Here is a 19,397-nt window from a genome sequence, read left to right as displayed (position 1 = left end):
CTACTTATTCTCGCTCAATTTCGCGTGCAACCATTCCTGCAAAACCCAACCAACCTTGTAAAGGGAATCGGCTGAGCAGTTCTCGGGGCGATCCGCGGTCGTGTGCCAATAACCGTTGCGCGGGTTCGGATAAGCGAAGTCGATAATGTCGATCGTCGGTATCCGCGCAATCTTGTTCAACGGAATATGATCGTCAAGCACCGGATCGGGATTCACTTTGTGAATAAACTCGCGGACGCGCAGTTGCTTGGCGACGCCCCAAATCTCTTGGACCAGGGGCCGTGTGTCTGGCCAGTTGCTGCTGTGCCATTCCATGGGGATTCCCAAACGCGCGTCAGCGACCATATCGACAAGCACGCCATACTTGTATCGATGGGCGGGTGGGTTCGAACGATACTGCTGGGCAAAGTAAGTACTGCCGTAAAAGTACTCGTCGATCCGTTCGTCGTAGATGTATTCCTCGCCATCGAAGAACACAAAGTCGATTCCCAACTGGGGATCCTTCGGCAACCGATGTCCCAACTCCATCAGCAGAGCCACGCCACTGGCCCCATCATTGGCCCCCAGAAAAACGCCATTGCGACGCTGCCAGGGATCGGGGTCGCGGTCGGGCAGAGGTCGAGTATCGTAGTGCGCGCAGAGCAAAACCCGCTCAGTTGCTTCGGGGTGAAACTCGACAATCAAGTTCTGCATCGGTTGCTCTTGTCCCGTCGCTGGGTTTCGGCCGGCATTGAACTCCTGCAGCGAAACTTGCGCCCCAAGCTGCGTGAAGTGCTTCGTGAGTACCTCCTGCTGGGCTTTCATTCCTGGCGACCCGCTCATTCGCGAACCCAGTTCGCAAATCGCCAGCAGATGGGCATAAGCAACTCTCCCCGAGAACCGTTCCGACTTCGGGAGTGGTTTCCCAACACGTAATATCTCACGAGCAGAAGCTGCCGTGCCCGTTTCCAGAGGGAGTGGCCCCGGATCCAGCTTCGGCGGCTTCCTCTGAAAAAGTGCAACCACGACGATCCCCAAACCGAGTGCTAGCAGAAAACCGACAAGCAGTTTCATCTGACTAGGCTTAACCGGATCTGCTGTTCGGGCTTTTTTCATCGTGGTTGAACTCATGATTTGATTGTAAGCCACTCGTTTATTGATACCTAGCCCGCGAGCTACGCCTCGCGCGGAACCTAGAAGCTAATCTTCCGCGCGAGACGTAGCTCGCGGGCTAGTAACTCTTTTACCCATCTTACCTTGCTAACAACGGGTACGGTTCCTAGTATCCCCACGCTTACAAATACCCAATCCCTCGCAAGGACGCGTGCCATGTCTTCCCAAATCCTCTCGGGTGCTCCCTTTCCTAAAGACTCCATCGCTTTTGTGGCGTCGGTCAATCGCCTCCATCGCGACACCGTCGCTGGCTGGCATGAGCGTGATCCGGACAATCCTTACGTGGGCCTAATGGCTACCATCTGCCAACAACACCAATTCAATTTCCTGTTGTGGCACGAGGAAGATATCGCACGCAGCAAAGACGTTAGCGACGCGCGAATCGCGATGGTGAAGCGCGCCATCGATGGTTACAACCAAAACCGCAACGACTGGATCGAACGTGTTGACGAAGCGATCATCGACGCGCTTGGCGAGTCTGGCGTGACCCCCAAGGCGGATGCGCGACTCAACACGGAAACACCCGGCAGCGCGATCGACCGGCTCTCGATCATGTCGCTGCGGGTTTATCACTTGGAAGAACAGCTCGATCGCGACGATGTAGACCAAGCCCACTGCGACAAGGTCAACGAACGTCTCGACCGCTGCCGTTTGCAACAGGCGGACCTCTCCAACTCACTTGCTGAACTTCTCGGCGACCTCTTCTCGGGCGAGAAACTACTGAAAGTCTATCGCCAGATGAAAATGTACAACGACGCAACGCTGAATCCTTATCTCTACAAGAAGGCTGCTTAGACGCCGATTCGCTTCACTTGTAGGGTATGCCGAGGTACGAGGCATACCTAACCGATGTTCATGGTATGCCTCGTACCTCGGCATACCCTACGGCTAAATCCATGCCCTCCACGCTCAAGACATCCAACAACAAGCGTCTTTTCGCCAACGCGCAGAAGGTCAAGACGCGGCGCATCCTGCAAGTCATCACCCCGTCGCACATGTCGGGAGCGGAGATGCAACTGGTGCGTCTCACTAAACGAATGACCGCTCGCGGCCACGTGATGCCGGTCCTCGTGAAGAGCGGCTCGCCTGCCATCCCTGAGATGCAACACTTAGGAATGGATGTCGACGTGGCACGCATTGGCGGCAAAGTGAACGTCGCGGCACCCGCGCTGATCGCCCGGGCCGCCAAGCGTCATCACGTGCAGGTCGTCCAATCGACGCTGTCCTCTGCCAGCTGGTGGTGCGGCTGGATGGAAACCTTGGGAGGGCCGAAGTCGATCGGTCACGTCCAAGGCTTCACCTCGGCCAAATGGCACTCCAAGCAGACCCATTTGCTGTGCGTCTCCAATGCGATCAAACAACACATGGTCGACCAAGGCATCGACCCAGCAAAGATTACCGTCCTCTATAACGCACTGGAGCAAGACGAGTTCGTCCCCACACGCGATCCACTCGAAGTGCGGAAGGAATTCGGAGCCGACGCCGAGACCCCGGTGATCGGCACGTTCGGCCATCTTTCCATCAAGAAAGGTTACCGCGAACTTTTCGAAGCGATCCCACGAATCCTCAACCTCTTCCCCACAACACAGTTCTGGGTCATGGGCACTGGGAAGCTTCGCGAAGAACTAGAGACAAAAGCTCGTGACGAAGGCTTTCTCGAAAATGTTCGCTTCAACGGCTTCCGTCGTGACACGGCAGACCTGATGAACGCGATCGATGTGATGGCTCTGCCCTCACATCGCGAGCCGTGTGCGTTGGTCTACATCGAAGCGGCGCTCAGCGCTCGCCCCATCGTAGGCTGCCAAGCAGGTGGAGCGCCCGAATCGATTGCCAACGGCGAGACCGGCTTGCTGGTCCCCGTCGGTGATGGACCGGCAGTGGCCGAAGCGATTCTCACGCTACTCGACAATCGCGAGTTCGCAAGCAAGATGGGTGAAGCTGGTCGCGAAAGAGCACGCGACGTGTTCTCCTGGCACCGATTCACGTCAACGCTTGAAGGCGTCTACGATCGTGTGTTGGGATAGTGAGTTCTCAGTTCTCGATCACAGAATTGGACAGTGGTTGGTGATCTTTCTTTACTGAAAACTGAACACTGCCAACTGAAAACTGGCCTCACCCACACCGCCGCAACTCGTCCGCTTCAAGCAATTCCGACGCCGCGACGAAAACGTCCTCGACAGTGATCGCACGCATCGCGGTGTTCTCAGCACTCCGCCGCTCTTTGGCCGAGCCTTCCTGGTAGTAAGCCTGCACGCGACGATTTGAAGCTCCGTAGGCCCCGCACCACTCGGCACGGCTGGTGCCATGCAAACTCACGGCCGGCGTATCGACCGCGACTGCCAAGTGCATCGGACCTGTGTCACTGCCAATGAATAGTCTCGCCCGCCGTAGAAGAGCAGAAAGCTCACGCAGTGATGTGCTCGGGGCGAGCATTGCCGCACGGTCGCTCGTGCGAACAATCGTCTCCGCCATCGCCAGCTCTTCCTGCCCTCCCCATACCGCCAGCGAACGTACTCCAAACCGCTCAAACAGTCGCTTCGCAATTTCGCCGTAGCGCTCCGCTGGCCAGAGCTTCGAGTTCCACCCCGCTCCAGGATTCAGGACGACATACTGTTTGGCGGGAAGACTCAATTCTTGCAGGACGCTATCAGCGAACTGCCCATCGACTTCCCGCTCAGGCATGTCGAAGCGGACCTCTGGTTGGGTAATTCCTAACGGCTTGAGTATCCCCAGGTAAAGGTCCACAACGTGATCCGCTTTCACGACCGTCAGCTCATTGTTTAACCAGCCACTGATTTCACGGGCCGACTTTCCCCCGGCCCCGAGCCGCCTGCGGGCACCGCTGAACTTTGCTAGCACGGCGCTCTTGGTCAGGCATTGGAGGTCGACGGTGGTGTCAAACTCAAGCGCCCGAAGCTGCTTGCCAGCGGTGCGTATCGTCCGCAGCGACTTCCACCACCGCCGCGGCACGCGAATCAGATGATCAATCGCCGGATGCCCTTCGAGTAAATCGCCGCCACCACCCTCAACAACCCAGCCAAGAGTTGCGTTTGGAAAGGCATCGCGCAGAGCACACGCCACCGGCATGCCGTGAATCACGTCGCCGACAGCGGTTAGGCGAACGATGAGGATTCTTGGGGAACTCGACGACATTGCTGCTTCCTTGCAGGCTTGAGAAGTGCTGAGAATCTGAACGATAGCAATTGTTTGTGAATACAGCAATTGGAAGAGGGATTCACAGATCGCTCGTATTTCGCCGCTGGCTTGCTCAGCGGCGAAATGAGAATCGATAACTCTTGATCACTTTTGCTTCCTCGAATTTGCAAACGCCCACGCTGCTTGCGATGATAGCACTTGCCTCGCACTAGCCTCTCTCCCCTAACCTCTCGCCTCTCCATATGCATCGCGTTGCTGTCTTCATTGGAACCCGCCCCGAAGCCATCAAGATGGCCCCGGTTGTCGCAGCGTTGAAAGCCGACGACCAGCTCGAACCAGTCGTCATCAACGCGGGGCAACACCGCGAAATGATCCGCCAGGTAATCGACCTGTTCGGCATTCAAGTCGATAAGGACTTGGACGTGATGGTGAAGGACCAAACCCTCGCGGGGCTTACCTCGCGGCTGGTGAGTCGCATCGACGAGGCACTCGCTGAACTGACGCCTGACTTTGTTCTCGTCCAAGGCGATACGACGACCGTCCTTTGTGCAGCACTGGCGAGCTTCTATCGCAAAATACCCATCGGACACGTCGAGGCCGGCTTGCGGACGGGAAACCTCCACTCGCCGTTTCCCGAAGAAGCGAACCGCCGTTTGGTAAGCCCGCTCGCCGACCTGCACTTCGCGCCGACGACGACTTCGCGCGATGCGCTCTTAGCGGAGAAGATTTCCGAGGAGCGAATCACCGTGACCGGTAACACGGTGATCGACGCACTGCTTATGGAAGTCGAAAGGCAGCAACAGCCTGAGGTTGCTCCCCAGCTTCAAGCCGAGCTTGCCGAACTCGTTGGTGAAGAAATCGCTGACCGCGAGATGATCCTGATCACCGGCCACCGCCGTGAGAACCTCGGCGAAGGGTTCCTGCAAATCTGTGATGCCATTCGCCAACTTGCGGAGCTTCGCCCTGAAGCTTTGTTCGTGTACCCGGTTCATTTGAATCCCCGCGTGAAAGACGTGGTGCACAAGAAGCTAGGTAACCTCAAGAATGTTCGGTTGATCGCTCCGCAACCCTACACGCAGTTCGTTGCACTCGCTCGCGCTAGCCGTCTTATCCTGACTGACTCGGGCGGAGTGCAGGAAGAAGCGCCCAGCCTCGGCAAACCGGTCCTGGTGATGCGAGACACAACCGAACGCCCCGAAGGCGTCGCTGCCGGGGCCGTCAAACTGGTGGGGCCGAACACCGAGCGTATCGTCAGCGAGGCCATGACGCTGCTCACCGATGATCAGGCCTACCAGCGCATGGCCCAAACCGCCAACCCTTACGGCGATGGAAATGCCGCAGAACGCATCGTCGAGGGTGTTCGCGCGTTTCTGATGTCAGATAGCGTGTAGAGACGTTTGCGAAAACGTGGACAATGGGCTGAATCAATGTGGGCTGCCCTCCACCATCTGGCGACGGCGGCTACGTGATTCTTCCGCGTGATCAACAAACACTCTCCCCTCTACGCCATGAAAACGAAGTCGCTCTCTCTGCTCCTGTTCGTGCTGATCAGCACGTTTGTTCAGACTGCTAAATCTGAAGACCTCTGCCAACTCGAAGTTGACTGGTCAAGATTCATGGCCCGACACGATCTTCTTTGGGAACGCGTGCCGACACGCTGGGAAGAAGCTCCCTACCTGGGCAACGGCAATCTGGGCACGATGCTCTACTGGGACAAGAAGCGTGAGGCTCTTCGCCTGCAACTCTTCCGTGTCGACATCCAAGACCACCGTGACAACACCCACGGCTGGACCGCTTACAGTCGACCGCGACTAATGATCGGTTCCTTCTACCTGAATTTCGAGGAAAAGGTCACTGGCTGCAATTGGCGTCTCAATCTCTACGACGCCGCCCTGCGTGGTACGATTACCACGGATGCAGGCGAGGTAGGAATTGAGCACTACGTTCACGCCGACAAGATGCTCATTGAAACGTTCTTGACGGGGGTCAATTCAGGCAGTTTCCAATCCTGCCACTGGACCTGGGAGCCAGCGAAAGCGGAAACGACCCGTCCAGGTTATCCCAGAACCGAAAAGCAAGTTGAAGATTTCGCGGAAAGGTACGGCAACCATTACCGTAAGACGCTCAAGCTCTTCGAGCCCAACCCGCCGGTCGAAGTTACCCCCGTCCAGCAGCCAGACGCTTCTGCGCACGCCTTGGAAGGTTTTTCGGTTCAAAACCTACTCGCCGGCGGCCAATATGCGGTTGCCTGGGAAAGCACGCCCACCGGAAATCATCACGAGCGACACATCGTCAGCATCGAAAAAACGTTTCCGGAAACCACCGCAGCCTACCGCGCGAAGGCGAATGTCGAACAAGCAACTAAGAACAAATATCACCAGATTCCCGAGGAGCATCTGGACTGGTGGCACAGTTACTATCCTGCAAGTTTCGTCTCGATCCCCGACACACGACTGGAGAGCTTCTACTGGCACCAAATGTACAAAATGGCCTGCGCGACTCGTTCGGACCGACCAATGATGGATACCGCCGGCCCATGGATTCAGCCAACTCCCTGGCCCTACATCACCTGGGACCTCAACGTCCAGCTTTGCTATTGGCCGACCTGCGCCTCGAACCGATTGCATTTGGCCGAGTCGCTCATCAACACGCTCCACAAGAATCAGCAACACCTGATCAACAATGTAAGTCCGAAAGAATGGCAGGAGGACTCCGCCTACATTCCCGTAACGTCCGCTCAAGACTTAATCGAACCCCGCAATGGAGACATGCGCTACTGGGCTTGCACGGGGAATCTCACCTGGGCGATGCACAACTGCTGGATGCACTACCGTTATTCGATGGACGACGAGCTGCTCCGCAAGAAGATTTACCCGCTGTTGCGACGAGCAGTCAATTTCCAACGCCATTTACTCGAAGAGGGTGACGATGGCCGCTTGCACCTTCCACCAACCTACTCCCCTGAGTATGGCGGAACCGCTCCCGATTGCAATTACGATTTGGCTTTACTCCGCTGGGGTTGCGAAGCGCTACTCGAGGCTTCCGAGCGACTCGACATCGCCGACCCGCTCCGACCTGCTTGGAAAGACCTCTTAGAAAGACTGGCTGATTACCCCGCGGACGAAAACGGCTTCATGATCGGTCGAGGGCAACCGTTCAGTCGCTCTCACAGACACTACTCGCATCTGTTAATGGCCTACCCCCTGTATCTCGTCAACGTTGACCAGCCCGGCCAGCGCGAGCTCATCGAGAAGTCTCTGAAACACTGGATCAGCTTCAAGGGGGCTCTGCAAGGCTACTCATTCACTGGAGCTTCTTCCATTTCAGCAGCGATCGGCAACGGAAACGATTCCTTGAAGTATCTCAAGGGGCTCGAACGTTTCCTCCAACCCAACGGGCTTTACAAGGAAGCCGGCCCCGTGATGGAAACGCCGCTCTCCGCAGCGCAAAGCATGCACGACATGCTCCTGCAAAGTTGGGGCGATCGTATCCGCGTCTTCCCGGCAGGGCCCGACGCATGGCCCGACATTGTTTTTCACGATCTACGCACCGAAGGCGCGTTTCTCGTCAGTGCGAAACGCAACGATGGCGAAACAAAGTTTGTTCGTGTAAAAAGCCTTGCCGGTGAACCCTGCGTGATCAGCCCCAGCTTGAGCGGCCAGGTAAAAATCACGGGCAATCGTGAACACCTGCTGGAAGAGATCGAGCCAGGGGTCTTCAGCATCGACCTGAAAAAGGGGGAAGAAGCATTGCTGTGGAGTGGCACGAAGCCTGTCGCCGCGACGATTTCCCCGATTCCTGCCGAACCATCCTCGGTCAACACTTTTGGACTGAGAAGCAGGTAGCGAGTGTCCATCGGTATTTCGAGCACGGCGTCTGCTGCAACCCATGGGGATTTGCACACTCCGTGTAACCCCTACAAACACCCAAATCTGAACGTTGCCTCAGCCCAACGCGTTATGCCGCAAGAGGTTGTAAATTGTCATCAACGTCCGCGATGCCTACCATTTCATTGACAAGCCTATGGCATTTGGTACCGTGAACAGTGAAGTTGGGGGCAGGGGATAGTAGGCACACTCAGATCGCAGCAAACCCTTACGGGACAAGGGTTTTTCCGCGAAAAGACCGATCCTGGAGCATCATCCCGGATCGGGTGTTCTTGCGATTCTTCTCTCATCGTATGGCACTTTCGGCCAGAAACGGCCCGCCAGTTGCTCTAAGGATTCAACTCAAACCCCCGAGTCCGGCTCGGTCTCCTCGATCATTTAGGAATCGTCGGAAGCTAACCAAACATGAAGCAACTACTCGCCATTGCCTGTGCTGGAGTCATTGTCAGCTACTTCATGACAATGCTGGTTCGCTGGGCAGCGAGGAAATCAGGGTTCGTCGATCGGCCGGATGGCCATCACAAGTACCACGAGGGAGACGTCGCCCTGGGTGGCGGTCTCGCAGTTTTTCTGTCCGTGATCGTTACGCTCGCGGGAGCCTTTTTCTTTCTGCCTGAGATTCGCCAGTACATTTCGCCCACGATGGGTTCACTGGCACTCGCCGGTGCTTGGATGGTGATGCTAGGTCTCTATGACGACCGCTACGGCATGCCCGGCAAGTACAAACTGCTTGGGCAGATTCTAGGCGTGCTGATCCTGATCACCTCGGGATTGGTCATCCCCGAGTTCGTTGCCTTCGGCTGGCGTGTGAAGCTCGGTGTTCTTGCCATTCCGTTCACGATGTTCTGGCTGCTGGGAGCGATTAACTCACTCAACCTGCTTGATGGAATCGACGGCCTTGCTTCGACCATTGGTATCATCCTGTGCATCGCCATCGCGACGATGGCCACGACCGTCTCGAACCCCATCCGCATGGATGTCGCGCTAATAGCCGCCGCTGTTGCCGCCGGTCTCATTGGTTTCTTGAAATACAATTTCCCGCCTGCCTCGATGTTCCTTGGCGACGCGGGGAGCATGCTAATTGGCTTGGTCGTTGGTACGCTGTCGATTGAAGGGGCGATGAAAGGGACCGCCACCGTCGCCATGGCCGCGCCGATTGCCTTGTGGGCACTACCGATGTTCGACTCAATGGCTGCCATCGTGCGTCGCAAAATGACGGGAAGAAGCATCTACGCCACCGACCGCGGCCATTTGCATCACCGTCTGATGAACAAGTTCGGCACGAACACACGCGTCCTCGCTGTGGTTGCCGTCTGCTGTGCCGTCACATGCATTGGTGCCTTGTTGAGCATGCTGATGCACAGCGATCTGCTTGCCCTCGCTGGTGTTGGAATTGTGGTTTGCATCCTGATTCTCACCCAAGCATTCGGCCACGTTGAGTTTCTCATGCTTGCCAGTCGCGCCAAGTCACTCAGTTACAACCTGCTTAAGCCAGTTCGCCAAAACAGTGCCCGTAGCGAGGCATTCCGTCTACAGGGCACTCGAGAGTGGAATTTGCTTTGGCAATCGGTCACCGAGTTCGCCGAAAAAATGCAACTGGTCGAGGCGCGTCTCGACATCAACCTAGCCGCCGTGCAAGAAGGCTATCACGCCACCTGGCGTCGTCCCACGGACACGGAACGCCGCGAGCAATGGCGGACCGAACTACCGTTGATCTCCGGGGGCCATGCCGTCGGCAAGTTGACAGTCATTGGCGAGCGGAAAGAAGGTTCGACCTACTGCGAGACCATCGAACGCCTCGCCGAGATGCTCGAGCCGCTCGAAGCGGAGATCATCCAACTCCTCGAAAGCCACAAGCAAGAAGCCCTTCATCCCGAAGAGCCAGCTCTCGAGGAAACCAACGGCGAAGGACACGCCTTAGCCAAGACCGCGGCCGAATCCGTGTGACTCGCAGGCGGCTCTCGTCAAACTACCTCGTGTCCAACTCTTCTCGATCCTGCGAGCAGTAAGCGTGCATATCGTCCATTATTTTCCCGCGATGGTTGAGGAAGATGGTGGTGTCGTGCGCGCGATCCTAGATGGCGTCACGGCGCTGGCTGATGCAGGGCAATCGGTGACGCTTCTCACACACGATGCGCTCGACTGCCCACCCGAGTGGAAAGAAGCCGATTCGAACGAGAACGGCCCTCGCGTCGTGCAGCTTGGGTCGTTGCTACCTGGCAGCAAACGCATGCGTGCGGCAGATTTACGCACTCTGTCCAGGCACCTCCAAGACAGCGATGTCGTCCACCTGCATACGCCCTGGGTCCCCAGCAATCATCAGGTCGGGGGGCTTTGTCAACGCATGGCGACCCCCTACGTGATCACCCTGCATGGCATGCTCGACGACTGGTGCATCGAACAGAAACGCTGGAAGAAAAAACTCTACCTTGCACTCGGCGGACGACGATTGCTCGAGGAGGCTGCCTTCGTCCATTGCACGGCACAAGAGGAACAGCGTCAGTCCAGCCAACATGCCCCCGGCGCACGTTGGAAAGTGGTTCCCTGTTTGGTTGATCTTCCGGCCTACGCAAACTTGCCCGGGCCCGAACTGGCGCGAGAACACTTCCCGGAATTGGCGTCCGTGGGAATCAATCTATTGTTCTTGAGTCGGCTGCACGTGAAGAAGGGGATCGAACGCTTGCTCGAAGCGGTCGCCTCCTTGAGGAACTCAAATCCCAATCTCAAACTTTGGATCGCTGGTCCTGGCGAAGAAGACTATGTCGCCATGCTCAAGAACAAGGCCCAAGAGCTGGGCCTGCAAGACTGCTCAAACTTCTTAGGCATGGTCCGTGGCGATTTGAAGCTGTCGCTCTACGAGGCGGCGGACCTGTTCGTCCTACCAACTAGCCAGGAGAACTTCGGACTCGTCTCGGTCGAAGCCATGCTTTGCGGGACACCAGTACTCACGACCTACGGAGTCGACATTTGGGAAGATCTGCAAAACGGCGGCGCGACGATTGTCGAGAACACTTCAAAAGCGGTGGCCAAAGGAATCGCCGATCTTGTTGCCGACCCTGAAGAGCTTGCCACGCGAGGTCAGCAGGGTCGGCAGCACGTGCATGATTGGCTCGCTCCCGATCACGTGACGGGACAAATGGTCGAAATGTATGAAGAAGCGGTCGGCAGAGCACTGGCTGCGGGAGCTTCGCAATGACTGACGACGAATTGTTGCGGCAGCCCATTGTCGTCGTCGGAGCTCCGCGATCCGGCACGACACGTCTCGGCCAGTTGATCAGTGCGCACTCGACCGTTTGCGAAGTCGAAGAGCCTAGACTCACATGGCGCTATGGCAACGACAAGAAGTCAGACGCCCTCCGCCCCGAAGACGCCCGGCCCGAAGTCATTGCCCACATCCGCCAGCGTTTCGCTCAGCAAGTCCGCCAAGCCGGCAAGACGCGGCTTTTGGAAAAAACGCCGAGCAACTCGGTCAGGATCGCATTCGTCTTGAAAGTCTTACCGGACGCTAGAGTGATTCACATCACCCGGAACGGCATCGACTCTTCCCTTTCGATCCGCGCCTTTTGGCAGAATACAAGCCACGGCACACAGCAGATGATGCCCGGCAAATGGAAGTCACGGCTCAGCGAAGTGAAGCTCCGTCAGGTTCCTTATTACAGCATGGAACTTCTGCGTCGTATGGCTCCGAAGCCTTTAAGCAAAGCGGTCGGACAGAATCTTTGGGGGCCTCGCATTCCAGGCTTGAGAAGCATGGTCAAAGAGCTCGACCTTCTTGAAGTCGCCGCGTTGCAATGGCGCAGCTGTGCAGAAGCGGCCCGTAGCGACGGCCTGCGACTAGCTGCGGAGAATTACCATGAGCTGAAGCTGGAAGAACTCGATCTGACCGCCTTTGAAGAGATTCTTCGCTTCGCAAACCTCGACCCAGAGCCTGCCGTACTCGAAAACTTCCAAAGCATCATCAACCCCAAACTCGCGACTGGCCGACGATCCTCAGCGACCGAGCAGGACCTAACCGTTCTCCGCAAGTGGATCGAACCTACGATGCTGTGGCTCGGATACCAATGGCCCTGTGACTCGAAGGAGCACTCGGACCAGCCATGACCACGGAGAGTGAAAACGACGATCAGTGCCCTAGCGAAACGATCCGTGTAGTTATTCAACAGCCTTCGCTCGCGAAGTATCGCGTCCCCGTGTTCCGAGAACTTGCCGCTCGGGAGGGGATCGAGTTCGACCTCCTATACGGTGACTTGGACGGCATCCCGAACGTGGATGCTCAGGGTTTTCGCTCCGAGCTTGTCCCGCTTGGTCAGCATCGGTTTCTTGGCACCGAACTCCTCTGGCACACCGCCCAGGGGCGAGCCGTCAGCAAACGCAACGCGGATGTCGCCGTTCTTGTCTGGAATGCTCGATACCTCAGCCTAATCCCCACGCTGCTGAAAGCAAAACTCACGGGCGTCAAGACGATCCTCTGGGGGCACGGATACTCCAAAGCCGAATCAACGCCGCGAAGGCTCATCCGCCAGAGCATCGCCAAGTTGAGCGATGCGTTGCTATTCTACAATCAGCCAGCGGCCGATCAGTATCTGGCGGAGGGCTTTTCTGAGAATCGCGTTTATGTGGCATGCAACAGCCTTGACCAGGCACCCGTCCAAGCCGCTCGTCAGCACTGGTTAGACCGACCGGACGAACTGGAAGCGTTTAAGCACGAGAACGAACTTAACGAAGGCCCCACTGTTCTGTACGTTTCACGTTTCGAAACGGGCAACCGGGTCGACCTGTTGATCGAGGCAGCGGCGAAACTGAGAAACAAGCACCCGCATCTCAACGTGATTCTGATTGGCAAAGAGAATGACGAACAGCTCCGCCTGAAAGCACTCGCAGAGGAACTCGGTGTCACCCAAAACGTTCGCTTCCTAGGCGCAATCTACGAGGAGGAGCAACTGGCAGCCTGGTTTCTTTCCGCTGACGTCTTCTGCTACCCGGCGAATATCGGCCTGAGTCTCCTGCATGCCTTCGGATATGGTTTACCTGTGGTCACCGGCAGCCATATTGCCAGCCACAACCCTGAGATTGCCGCATTGCGTGACGGCAAGAACGGGGCACTTTTCCCGCACGGTGATAGCGACGCACTAGCGTCCACGTTGGAGCGTTTTCTCTCCGACTCCGAGTATCGCAATAAGTTAGGGAGCAACGCCTGGCAAACGGCGACCGAGGAATTTACGCTCGGCAACATGATCGATGGTTTCGAGGCTGCCATCCGCTATTGCTATTCGAAAAATCGCTGACCAACCGCGCAAGCGACGACTCCAACAACGTTTCCATCAACTTCGATCGTCAACACTATGCATCCAGAGTTCGTCGTCATCGGTGCCCAGAAAGCAGGCTCAACCTACGTGTTGCGGTGTCTTGAAGAGCACCCCGAGATCTTCATGCCGCCGTATGAAGTCGCCTTTTTCGAGGGCGAGCTCTATTCGCCTGAGCGAATGGATGCCTTCGAGAGTCATTTTCAAGCAGCGCAAGCTGGGCAACTGGTCGGTTTCAAGCGGCCCAACCTACTTGGGCTCCCCGAATGTCCTGAACGCCTCGCAAAGCATTTGCCCGAGGCGAAATTGATCGCCGTGTTGCGGAACCCCGTAGCGCGAGCGGTCTCAGCTTACTTCCATTACATGAAGACCGGCTTCCTTCCTATCGTGCCTCTTGAGGTCGGAATGCCTAAAATACTAGACGGCCAATACACCGAGTACCCGCGAGCGTCAGAGGTCCTCACGTTTGGTCTCTATGGCGAGCACCTGGCGAATTACCTCAAGTTTTTCCCTGAGGAACAATTAAGAGTCGTCACTTTGGAAAACATCAAGCAGGCGGGGCAGCAGACCATCGAGGAGCTGTACGACTTCCTCGGAGTCGAGCGTTCGTTCCAGCCAAGCTCTGGAGGGAGTCGCCCTATGGCGGCAAGCTATTCGCTGACGCGACTTCGCCTTTGGAACGGAATCGACCGCCTTTTGAGAAAAGCCAAGCACGGCGGAAAGTTCTTCGAGCGCCGCAAAGACCCGCTTTCGAGAATCGCGAATCGCATGAACGTTGCCTTAGATCGCTTGTGCTGGGCTCGGCTCTTCGGCCAGTCAGCCCCCAAACTATCTGAGCAACTTCACAACCGACTCATTCAGTATTACCGGGAAGATGTTCGTCGACTGAGACAGCTTGAGCTTGGACGAAACATCCCGTGGAACGACTTTGCCGGATGTGACAGCTAGACGACTTATTTCCTTGATTATGTTACCAAGTAAATCAGCATTACCCCCTATAATGGCTGCAGATAAGCAACCTTTACAGTGGTTACCAGTCCCCCTTTGAATCGCATAACTCAGGGTTGGGCCCCGGCCCGGCCACGTTAGTTCCCCTGAAGAGGTAAATCATGCCCCCTGAACGACTACTTGTCTGGTTCTGCTGGGTCTACATGTTCGTCCTCGGCGTGGCGATTCTGCTCCCTTACCTGCGTCGCAAGAGCGATCTGCTCACGACGTGGAACTTCATGTTGTTGAGCCTCATCAACTTCATTGGAATTTCGGGACTCACGGCCGGCTATTGGCCCGAACTCTTTCGCGTCAAAGAGTTCGAACGACGTGACTACATGGACTACATGGTCGGTGCGATCGTCTTCACCGTTTTTCTGTTTCTCTTCTATTACAAATTGAATTTCGCCGCAAAATTGGCGAATCGTCGCTTCCGAAAATGGCCTCCCCAATCCCCTGCCACTTTGTTCTGCATGGTAGCCATCGCCTGTTTAATGGGCCTAGCTGTGCTTTTCCCGTTGAACATTCAGGGAATTGGACAGGTCATCTTCCAGGTCGGTGGCAAGGGAAGCATCTTTGCCTTTGCCTTTGCATTCGTCGCCTGGTGGAAGCAGCGGAAGAATCCGTTCCTGCTGAGCATTTTGCTGGGAACTTTCTTCTACGCGGTTTTGCTTGCCATTGTTGTTGGTGGTGGCCGCAGAAACATGGTCGGCGTACTTTCGGTGGTCCCGATTGCTCTTTACTGGTTAACACTGAGAAATCGAACTCCTCGCTACGCGTTGATGGTACTAGGAATAACCGGCTTCTGTGGCATGGCGGTCATCGCCGCCTATTCGGAGATTAGACACTTTAGCCGAATTGACATTAAAAATGTCGCTGCCGAAGATCGCAGTGCGTCGAGTTCTCTCGCAGCGTTGAAAGAGATCCCCAAGCGCCTGATGAGTTCCTCGACCGATCACTTCTTAGGGCAGAACTGCGCGCAACTTTCCTTGACTGCGATCCACATTTATCGGAACGAAGTCGAGACCAAGCCCTTCAATGCCCTGAAGTTCGTCCTCTTGACGCCCATTCCGCGTGCTATCTGGGAAGACAAACCGATTGGTCTTGGCTTTGAACTACCCAAGGATGCCAAGGCCAATACGCGTGCGACGTGGGGCCCGGGAATCGTCGGCCACGGCTACCACGAAGGAGGGCTGCACATGCTCGTCTTCTATGCGTTCCTAACTGCGTTCGCTCTGCGATTCGTTGACCAACTGCTGATCACCCAACCGAACAACTCTTATTTGATTGCGTTCCTGGCTGCGGCCAGCGGTCACCTGATTGGCTGGGCGCGTGGGGATATCTCGACCTTTACGAACCAGATCATTTTCTGCTTCCTCGCAATGCTTGTCCTCGCTTACTCCGGTCGATTCCTCTTCGGTCGCAGTCGCCTGCAGCCTCACCTAGCACAAGCACCCGGACGGATCCTGCGGTCAAAGCCTTCTCGCGCAAACTAGAGCTAGCTGAGCGAGAGCATCTGCTAGACATTCGGCGTCGGGTTCCCAAAACCAGAACCTCAAGACGCTGAAGTCTTATTGAAACTCCTTCTTCTGAGTCTGTTTCTACAACTGCTCGGCCAACCACTCGAAATAAGCTTTACTCCCATCGGAAATCGCCGTGGCAACGATCTCTGGGCAATCGCAAGAGTGAAGTTCGCTGGTTTGCGCAGCGAGTTCTTTAAATCGCGCCGGTGAAGTCTTCGCAGTGAGCTTCCACTCTTCGCTCTGCTCGATCTTCTCTTGCCAGCGGTAGACACTGGTAATCGGTCCGGAAACTTGCACACACGCGGCTAAGCGTTTTTCGACAAGCACACGAGCGATGCTTTCCGCTTCGGCACGGGTTCCGGCAGTGATCATTACCTGTAAGAATTCGGTCATGAGTTCGTTCTTCCCGCAAGACGGCATGATGTTGTTCGCATGATGTTTTTCGTTGTGCCGATGGTATACTCGACGCATGAAAACCTTTCCAGTCACTGAAAAACTCAAGCGTGATCTTCGCGAGGCAGTTCGTGGCGAAGTTTCGTTCGACCCGGTGATCCGTGGCATCCACGCCACCGACGCGAGCCACTACCAAATCACCCCAGCATGCGTCGTTGCCCCGGCGGACCAAGAGGATGTGCGAGCAGCACTCGCGTTTGCTGCCGCCTACGACATGCCAATCACGCCCCGCGGCGGAGCCACTGCCCTCTCCGGGCAGACGTTTGGCCCCGGGATGGTGCTCGATCTCTCTCGCCACGTGAACCGAGTTTTGGAAGTCAACGCGGACGAAAACTGGGCTCGCGTCGAAACAGGCGTCGTCCGCGATCACCTGAATCAGCAACTCGTCGGACACGGCCTGCAATTCGCCCCCGATCCGGCCACATCGTCTCGTGCCACGGTTGGGGGAATGATTGGCAATAACTCTTCGGGAACGCGATCGGTCGTTCATGGAAGGACCGTTGACCATGTGCTGGGAACCAAGGTCGTACTCGCGGGAGGACGCACGCTTTCACTCTCGCAGTTCACTCCCGGTGCCGATTCGAACAACGATCTTGAAAAGGGTCTTCAGTCAATCATTGATGCCAATCGCGAGGAGATCCTCGCCCGTTATCCCAACATCATGCGTCGCGTCGCGGGCTATAACCTTGATGAGTTCGTCGACGGCGCCGGCTACACGGGGCCCATCGGCCCGCGCGACAATGCAGGTCCACGTGCTTGGAATCTAAGTTCGTTGATCGTCGGCGCTGAAGGGACACTCGCCACCGTCACGGAAGCGAAACTCCGACTGGTACCGCTTCCCAAGAAAACCGCCCTGTGCCTGCTGCATTTTCATGACGAGATCGAATCGCTCGCAGCCGTCCCGGAGATTCTTAAACATGGTCCATCAGCGATCGAGATGCTTGATGGAAAAGTCCTCAAGGAAGCGAAGACGAACGCCTCGACACGCAAGCTGGCCGATTGGATCGTCGGTGAGCCCGGCGCCATTCTCATTGTTGAATTCTCTGGCGATGAAGAAGAAGTCGAACAAGCCGCTCGCGGCTTAGCCGTCTGGGGAACACACTCCCGCGATTGTTACGACTCCCCTACCCTATTCGACCCTGCCGAACATAAAAAAGTGTGGGAGACTCGCCGCCTCGGTTTGGGCCTCATCTCCAACGTGAAAGGATCCGTCAAAGGCCAGGCCTTCGTCGAAGATGCTTGCGTGCCTGTTGAAGTTCTCGCCGAATACATCGACAAGCTGAAAGCTATCTGCGACCGACGCGGTGTTGCCAGCACCATGTATGCACACGCTTCAGTGGGAGTCATCCATTTCCGGCCGGAGCTGGACTTGCATCTCCGCGAACATCAGGAGCACATGAAGGGCATCGCCGACGAAGCATTCGAATTGGTGGTTCAATATGGTGGAGCGTTTGCCGGCGAACACGGCGATGGCCAGCTCCGTGGTGAGTACGTGCCTCGCTTTTACGGACCGAAGCTTTACGAAGCCTTTCGCCAGGTGAAGGGACTGTTTGATCCCAAAGGCTTGATGAATCCTGGTAAGATCGTCGATGCCCCCTCTATGATCGACCCGAGCATGCTCCGATATGGCTCCGCTTACAAGGCACCGGAAATCCCGACAGGCTTTCGCTACGGCGACCAAGGAGGGTTCCGCTTAGCGGTCGAGCAATGCAACGGCGTTGGTGCCTGCCGCAAGGTTGGCTCCGGCGTCATGTGCCCCTCGTACATGGCGACACGCGAGGAGCAGGACAGCACCCGCGGTCGGGCGAATGCTTTACGTCTCGCCATGAGTGGGCAACTCGATGGAGATGCGTTGGCCGCGCTAGGCTCCGATGAAGTTCACAAAGTTCTCGAACTCTGTCTCAGTTGCAAGGCCTGTAAAAGCGAATGTCCCAATGCCGTGGACATGGCAAAGATGAAGGCCGATTCCCTCCAGTTGCGCTACAAGCAACACGGTGTGCCACGTTCGGCGAAGCTCTTTGGTGAGTTTCCTGATCAGCTCCGCAAGTATGGCAATCGATTCGGCAAGCTCGCGAGTTTCGTGACAAAGCTTCCAGGGGCACGCAAACTCATCGAATATGGGACCGGTGTCGATCCGCGACGACCGCTTCCCACCCCGGCTCCAGAGAGTTTGGAAAAACTACTCGCTCAAAGCTCGTCTCGAAGCAACGTCACGCGTGGAAAGGTTGTGCTCTTCGACGACACGTTTGCAAACTATCTTGAGCCGAACATCGGCCGAGCGGCATTCGAGTTGCTTCAGTCACTCGGCTACGAAGTCATCCTCGCCAGAGCCGGCTGTTGTCAGCGTCCGCGGATTTCTGTGGGCCTCGTTGACGAGGCGAAGCAGCACGGGGCGGAGACGATCGCGAACCTCGACAAGTATGCCAGCGAAGGTTTGCCGATCGTGTGCCTGGAACCGTCGTGTGCTTCATCATTAGCGGACGACTTACCTGATCTGGTCGATGATCAAGCTGCTGGCAAGCGCGTCGCCGAGAAGGTTCAGCTCTTGGAGAGCTTCCTGCTGAGTGAAGGCATCGAACTTGAGTGCGATGCCGTCGAGCTGAAGCTCCACGGCCATTGTCATCAGAAGGCCGTGTTTGGCACGCAGGATTTGCATAAGCTGTTCGATTCGATTGAGGGAACAACGCTCACCGAGATCGAAGCCGGCTGCTGCGGCATGGCGGGGTCCTTCGGCTACTCGCACTACGATCTCTCAGAGCAAATCGGCGAGGATCGCCTCTTCCCCGCAGTGCGAGAAGCCGTGAAAGCAGGCCACACGGTCGTCGCCCCCGGCACGTCTTGCCGCCAACAACTAAGCGACTTTCTGGGCGTCGAAGCGAAGCACTGGGTCGAAGTGGTGCGAGCGAAATCTTCAGGTAGGAACCACGAATAAGACG

14 protein-coding genes are annotated in these 19,397 nt (G+C 56.5%); 11 read left to right on the top strand and 3 right to left on the bottom strand.

Going from position 1 to position 19,397, the window contains the following annotated elements; genetic code table 11:
- Complete coding sequence (locus RIB44_00840) at positions 1 to 1,110, bottom strand: M28 family peptidase (GenBank protein MEQ8615120.1); 1,110 nt, start codon at positions 1,108 to 1,110, stop codon at positions 1 to 3.
- 198 nt (positions 1,111 to 1,308) lie between these two features.
- Between RIB44_00840 and RIB44_00835 the strand changes: the two genes are divergently transcribed.
- Both RIB44_00835 and RIB44_00830 read left to right on the top strand, forming a co-directional pair.
- Complete coding sequence (locus tag RIB44_00835; protein MEQ8615119.1) at positions 1,309 to 1,947, top strand: DUF4254 domain-containing protein; 639 nt, start codon at positions 1,309 to 1,311, stop codon at positions 1,945 to 1,947.
- Between the two features lie 101 nt (positions 1,948 to 2,048).
- Positions 2,049 to 3,176, top strand: a complete 1,128-nt coding sequence (locus RIB44_00830; GenBank protein MEQ8615118.1) for a glycosyltransferase family 4 protein — start codon at positions 2,049 to 2,051, stop codon at positions 3,174 to 3,176.
- 88 nt (positions 3,177 to 3,264) lie between these two features.
- Here RIB44_00830 and RIB44_00825 read toward each other — a convergent pair whose 3' ends face one another.
- Complete coding sequence (locus RIB44_00825) at positions 3,265 to 4,305, bottom strand: glycosyltransferase family 9 protein (GenBank protein MEQ8615117.1); 1,041 nt, start codon at positions 4,303 to 4,305, stop codon at positions 3,265 to 3,267.
- Between the two features lie 245 nt (positions 4,306 to 4,550).
- Between RIB44_00825 and wecB the strand changes: the two genes are divergently transcribed.
- From wecB to RIB44_00785, 8 genes are all read left to right on the top strand, one after another.
- Positions 4,551 to 5,699, top strand: coding sequence for a UDP-N-acetylglucosamine 2-epimerase (non-hydrolyzing) (wecB, locus tag RIB44_00820; protein MEQ8615116.1), 1,149 nt, complete (start codon positions 4,551 to 4,553; stop codon positions 5,697 to 5,699).
- Positions 5,700 to 5,816: 117 nt separating this feature from the next.
- On the top strand, positions 5,817 to 8,153 hold the full coding sequence (locus tag RIB44_00815) for a hypothetical protein (GenBank protein MEQ8615115.1): 2,337 nt from the start codon (positions 5,817 to 5,819) through the stop codon (positions 8,151 to 8,153).
- 447 nt (positions 8,154 to 8,600) lie between these two features.
- Complete coding sequence (locus RIB44_00810) at positions 8,601 to 10,142, top strand: MraY family glycosyltransferase (GenBank protein ID MEQ8615114.1); 1,542 nt, start codon at positions 8,601 to 8,603, stop codon at positions 10,140 to 10,142.
- Positions 10,143 to 10,206: 64 nt separating this feature from the next.
- Positions 10,207 to 11,391, top strand: coding sequence for a glycosyltransferase (locus tag RIB44_00805; GenBank protein MEQ8615113.1), 1,185 nt, complete (start codon positions 10,207 to 10,209; stop codon positions 11,389 to 11,391).
- Positions 11,388 to 12,296: a sulfotransferase gene (locus tag RIB44_00800; GenBank protein MEQ8615112.1), complete on the top strand. Its 909-nt coding sequence runs from the start codon at positions 11,388 to 11,390 to the stop codon at positions 12,294 to 12,296. Before RIB44_00805 ends, RIB44_00800 begins: the two co-directional genes overlap by 4 nt.
- Positions 12,293 to 13,480 carry a glycosyltransferase family 4 protein gene (locus RIB44_00795; protein MEQ8615111.1) on the top strand — a complete coding sequence of 396 codons (1,188 nt, stop codon included), beginning with the start codon at positions 12,293 to 12,295 and terminating at the stop codon, positions 13,478 to 13,480. Before RIB44_00800 ends, RIB44_00795 begins: the two co-directional genes overlap by 4 nt.
- Positions 13,481 to 13,537: 57 nt before the next feature.
- Positions 13,538 to 14,446, top strand: coding sequence for a sulfotransferase (locus tag RIB44_00790; GenBank protein ID MEQ8615110.1), 909 nt, complete (start codon positions 13,538 to 13,540; stop codon positions 14,444 to 14,446).
- 161 nt (positions 14,447 to 14,607) lie between these two features.
- Positions 14,608 to 15,981 (top strand): hypothetical protein, encoded by a 1,374-nt coding sequence (locus tag RIB44_00785; protein ID MEQ8615109.1) that lies wholly within the window; start codon positions 14,608 to 14,610, stop codon positions 15,979 to 15,981.
- Positions 15,982 to 16,086: 105 nt separating this feature from the next.
- Here the strand turns inward: RIB44_00785 and cutA are convergent, their stop codons facing one another.
- Positions 16,087 to 16,401 (bottom strand): divalent-cation tolerance protein CutA, encoded by a 315-nt coding sequence (gene cutA / locus RIB44_00780; GenBank protein MEQ8615108.1) that lies wholly within the window; start codon positions 16,399 to 16,401, stop codon positions 16,087 to 16,089.
- Between the two features lie 76 nt (positions 16,402 to 16,477).
- Here cutA and RIB44_00775 point away from each other — a divergent pair, with 76 nt between their 5' ends.
- A complete protein-coding gene (locus tag RIB44_00775; protein ID MEQ8615107.1) occupies positions 16,478 to 19,393 on the top strand; it encodes an FAD-binding and (Fe-S)-binding domain-containing protein in 2,916 nt (971 codons plus the stop codon).
- The last annotated feature ends 4 nt before the right edge of the window (positions 19,394 to 19,397 follow it).

The sequence above is a fragment of the Lacipirellulaceae bacterium genome, assembly GCA_040218535.1.
Classification (GTDB): Bacteria; Planctomycetota; Planctomycetia; order Pirellulales; family Lacipirellulaceae; genus Adhaeretor.
Note: the sequence above shows the minus strand (reverse complement) of the source record. Positions and strands in the feature narration are given on the sequence as shown.

Coding starts and splice junctions, on each gene's coding strand:
- cutA (MEQ8615108.1), bottom strand. CDS start 16,401: ATGACCGAATTCTTACAGGTAATGATCACTGCCGGAACCCGTGCCGAA.
- RIB44_00790 (MEQ8615110.1), top strand. CDS start 13,538: ATGCATCCAGAGTTCGTCGTCATCGGTGCCCAGAAAGCAGGCTCAACC.
- RIB44_00795 (MEQ8615111.1), top strand. CDS start 12,293: ATGACCACGGAGAGTGAAAACGACGATCAGTGCCCTAGCGAAACGATC.
- RIB44_00830 (MEQ8615118.1), top strand. CDS start 2,049: ATGCCCTCCACGCTCAAGACATCCAACAACAAGCGTCTTTTCGCCAAC.
- RIB44_00810 (MEQ8615114.1), top strand. CDS start 8,601: ATGAAGCAACTACTCGCCATTGCCTGTGCTGGAGTCATTGTCAGCTAC.
- RIB44_00825 (MEQ8615117.1), bottom strand. CDS start 4,305: ATGTCGTCGAGTTCCCCAAGAATCCTCATCGTTCGCCTAACCGCTGTC.
- RIB44_00835 (MEQ8615119.1), top strand. CDS start 1,309: ATGTCTTCCCAAATCCTCTCGGGTGCTCCCTTTCCTAAAGACTCCATC.
- wecB (MEQ8615116.1), top strand. CDS start 4,551: ATGCATCGCGTTGCTGTCTTCATTGGAACCCGCCCCGAAGCCATCAAG.
- RIB44_00775 (MEQ8615107.1), top strand. CDS start 16,478: ATGAAAACCTTTCCAGTCACTGAAAAACTCAAGCGTGATCTTCGCGAG.
- RIB44_00840 (MEQ8615120.1), bottom strand. CDS start 1,110: ATGAGTTCAACCACGATGAAAAAAGCCCGAACAGCAGATCCGGTTAAG.
- RIB44_00800 (MEQ8615112.1), top strand. CDS start 11,388: ATGACTGACGACGAATTGTTGCGGCAGCCCATTGTCGTCGTCGGAGCT.
- RIB44_00815 (MEQ8615115.1), top strand. CDS start 5,817: ATGAAAACGAAGTCGCTCTCTCTGCTCCTGTTCGTGCTGATCAGCACG.
- RIB44_00785 (MEQ8615109.1), top strand. CDS start 14,608: ATGCCCCCTGAACGACTACTTGTCTGGTTCTGCTGGGTCTACATGTTC.